General features: G+C 69.2%; 3 protein-coding genes. 1 reads left to right on the forward strand and 2 read right to left on the reverse strand.

Annotated elements, in window-relative coordinates; all coding sequences use genetic code 11:
- Together acpA and AC1D12_RS27285 are read right to left on the reverse strand one after the other, a co-directional pair.
- A partial coding sequence (gene acpA / locus AC1D12_RS27280) for an acid phosphatase (protein ID WP_477844163.1) occupies window positions 1–1,515 on the reverse strand: 1,515 nt, incomplete at its 3' end.
- A gap of 69 nt (window positions 1,516–1,584) precedes the next feature.
- A complete protein-coding gene (locus AC1D12_RS27285) occupies window positions 1,585–2,970 on the reverse strand; it encodes an FAD-containing oxidoreductase (RefSeq protein WP_477844165.1) in 1,386 nt (461 codons plus the stop codon).
- A gap of 281 nt (window positions 2,971–3,251) precedes the next feature.
- On the opposite strand from AC1D12_RS27285, the gene AC1D12_RS27290 reads away from it, so the two are divergent.
- Window positions 3,252–3,878, forward strand: a 627-nt coding sequence (locus tag AC1D12_RS27290; RefSeq protein ID WP_477844167.1) for a phosphoenolpyruvate carboxykinase (ATP), incomplete at its 3' end; no start/stop codon positions are given.

The raw sequence follows: 3,878 nt of genomic DNA on the forward strand, positions 1-3,878 counted from the left end.
GTCGTACGGCGTGTGGTCGACGAAGCCCTTCTTCGCCCACGGCGACACGATGATCGCCGGGATGCGCGTGCCGGGGCCCCAGATGTCGCCCTTCGGCACCGGCGCGTGGTCCCAGAAGCCGCCGTTCTCGTCGTAGGTCACGACCACCAGCATGTGCTTCCACTGCGGGCTCTGCTGCAGCTTCGCGATCAGGTCGGCGATGTGCTGGTCGCCCGACGCCACGTCGGCATAGCCGGCATGCTGGTTCAGGTTGCCCTGCGGCTTGTAGAACGTCACCGGCGGCAGCGTGCCCGCGGCCGCATCCTGCAGGAAGCTCTCGTCGAAATCCTTCAGGTGCGCCTTGCGGTACGCGGCCTTCGCCGGATCGGTCGGGTCGACCGTCGCGTAGTAGTTGAACGGCTGGTGGTGCGTCTGGAAGCCGATCGGCGACGCATAGATGACCTTGCGCGCCACCGCTGCCGGTTGCCGGCCTTCGTCGGTCGCGGTGTTCCACGCGCCGCCGTACCAGGCCCAGTCGACGCCCTTGCGGTCGAGCATGTCGCCGATCGTCGCCTGCGTCTGCGGCGGCAGCGTGTTGGCCTTGCCCGCATCGGCCAACAGGTCGCTGCCGGTCGCCGCCGGTGGCACGCCGCTCGGCTGGTAGGCCGGCTGCATCGTGTTGACCGCGTAGTACCTGCCGTCGCCGGCGTAGTTGGCTGGCGTCAGGTTGCTGCTGTTGACGTACTTCGGCGGCCCGGCGATCGCCGACGACGGCGAGTCGGGCCGCGTCGTCAGCCGCGCGCTCCAGCGCCCGTCGGCCAGCCGGTCGACCACCGAGATCGAGCCCTTGGCCGGCGACTGCTCGGCATCGGGGTACACCGGCACGCAGGCGCACACCAGGTACTGGTGGTTCAGGAACGAGCCGCCGAACGCGCCCATGTAGAAGCGATCGGCCAGCACGTACTGCTGCGCGATCTGCCACAGCCGCATCCGGCTGCCGTCGTAGTAGCCCAGCGACAGGCCGCCGCCATCGGCCCAGGCAGCGAACTTGTCGTTGCGCCCGCCGTTGATCTGCATCTGGTTCTCGAAGAATCGGTGGTACAGGTCACGCGTGATCACGTCCTGCCCGACCTTCACGCCGCTGCCCTGGTAGCCCGCATCGGCATCGATCTGGAACGGCCGGTTGTCCTGGTTCGCGGTCGCGCCCTGCGCCAGCGTCACCGCCTGGCCCGCCGCGGTGACGCCGCCCCAGGTCTGCGGCAGCTTGGGCAGCACGACGTTGCTGTCGCGCTCGGTCTGCGGCTGCCAGGTGCCGCGCGACGACGGGTTCACGCCGGGGATGCCGTCGGCGCCGGGGAACAGGCCGTACAGGTTGTCGAAGGCGCGGTTCTCCGCAAAGATCACGACGACCGTGCGGATGCTGTCCTGCAGCTTCGCATCGTCGATGGGGCCGCCGGTCGAGGTTGGCGTGCTGCACGCGATGAGCGAGGCCGCTGCGGTGACAACAGCGGCAATGGCAGTGGCACGGATCTTCATCGGTTGCGCTCCTGGTTGTTCTTCGAGGGAGCGCAATCTTCCCTCATTTCTTTCCGTCATTTCCTTCCGTCATTTCGGCAGCGGCTTCAGCTGCTGCAGCAAGGTCGGGATCAGCTCGCTGACCGTCGGGTGGATGTGCACCGCCCGCGCGATCACCGTGTACGGTGCGTTCGCCGCCATCACGTCAAGCAGCGAATGCACGATCTCGTCGCCGTCGATGCACAGCAGCGATGCACCGAGGATGCGCTCGGTCTGCGCATCCACCAGCACCTTCATGAAGCCCTGCGTCTCGCCGCGCTCCTTCGCGCGGCCGACACGCGTCATCGGCATCACGCCGACCAGCGCGTCGCGCCCGCTCGCCCGCACCTCGGCTTCGGTCATGCCGACACGGCCGAGCGGCGGGTCGATGTAGAGCGCATAGGCCGGGATGCGGTCGCTGACGCGGCGCGGATCGTCGTCCAGCAGGTTGGCGGCGACGATCTCGTGGTCGTTGTACGAGGTGTGCGTGAACGCGCCGCGGCCGTTGCAGTCGCCCATCGCCCAGAGCCCGGGCACGCTGGTGCGCAGCTGGTCGTCGACCTCGATGTAGCCGCGTGCATCGCAGATCACGCCGGCGTGCTCGAGCCCGAGGTCGTCGGTGTTCGGGCGGCGGCCCACGGCCACCAGCAGGTGGCTGCCGGTGAGCTCGCGCGGCCGGCCGTCCTGCAGGATGCTCAGGCGGATGGCGCCGTCCGCAGCACGGGCCAGCGAGAAATCGCGCGCCATCGTGAGCACCTCGATGCCCTCGCGCTCGAGGATCGCACGCACCTCCGCTGACACCTCCGGGTCCTCGCGCGACACCAGGCGCCCGCCGTGCTCCAGCACCGTCACGCGCGCGCCGAAGCGGCGGTGCATCTGCGCGAACTCCAGCCCGATGTAGCTGCCGCCGATCACCAGCAGGTGCTCCGGCACGACGTCGAGCGCCATCATCGAGGTGTTGGTCAGCACCGGCACGTCGGCGATGCCCGGCCAGTCGGGCACGATCGGACGCGCGCCGGCGTTGATGAAGACCTTCGGCGCCTCGAGCACCTCGTCGCCCACCTGCACGCGGTGCGGCCCGATGAAGCGCGCATGGCCCCAGACCAGGCTCAGGTTCTCCATGCCGCCCAGCCACGACGACAGCGACGCCACCGACTGCGCGACGATCGCATCCTTGCGCGCCTTCACCGCCTTCATGTCGACGCGCACCGCACCGTCGATCACCACGCCGTAGTCCGCCGCACGGCGCGCGACATGCGCGGTGCGCGCACTCGCCACCAGCGTCTTGGTCGGGATGCAGCCGTCGTTGACGCAGGTGCCGCCCAGATGCTCGCGCTCGACCAGCGCGGTCTTCATGCCGGCGGCGCACAGCCGGGCTGCGAGGAACGGCCCGGCCTGGCCGCTGCCGATCACGATGGCGTCGAAATGGCGTGTCATCAGAATCCTCCATGAAAGCTGCCGCGCATCATGCGCCGGCATCGAACAAACCCTGCCTTGGTCGGATTCGCGACAGCGAACTGACAGCCCTCTTCGACGCAGGGCGCTTGACCGGCCCGTTGCGGCTCCGTAGACTTTGCCGCCTGGGCTCACAAGAATTCTTGTGCCCCACCCAGCCGGCCGCCTGTCATGCGGCACACGACTCCCACACGGAGACGCTCCCCCTTCAACCGGGCCTCGGCGGCCTTGCCGCCGAGGAACATTGCGTCTTCGAGGCCTGCGTGGACACGAGTCGTCATCGGCTGCTCGACAGCCAGTTCCTGCTTCACAGCGCGTTCGGCGATGCCTGGTTCTTCGACCGCATCGCGCGCTCCTACGAGCCTTCGGTGGTCGAGCCGGGCGCCATGCCGGCGATGGACATCCGCGTGCACCACGCCAGCGCCGCCGAGCTGGCCGACACAGCCGCCGGCTGGCCGGCGCAGGCGCGTTTCCACCGTTCGCTGAACTACCCGCACTGGAACCTCGAAGGCCCGGCCGATGCCGGCATCGATGCCGGCGGTGCCATCCACCTGCCGGGCGAAGGCATGCTGTTCCGCCACGATGCGCGGCGCGCCTGCCTCGACGTGCACATCGACCCGATGCGCGCCGTGCGTTCCAGCGAGCTGATCTTCCATGCCGCGCGCAACCTGACACTGTGGCGCCGCGGGCCGCGCTTCGCGCCGATGCTGCATGCGAGCGCGGTGGTGCTCGATGGCGGGGCCTGGCTGTTCCTCGGCAGCAAGGGGGCCGGCAAGTCGACGCTGTTCATCGACATGGTGCTGCGGCACGGCGCGCGGCCGCTCGCCAACGACCGGGTGCTGCTGGATGCCGAAGACGGGCGCAGCGTGTGGTCGTGGCCCAGCTACCTG

The organism is Rhizobacter sp. P1_G5 (assembly GCF_056405435.1).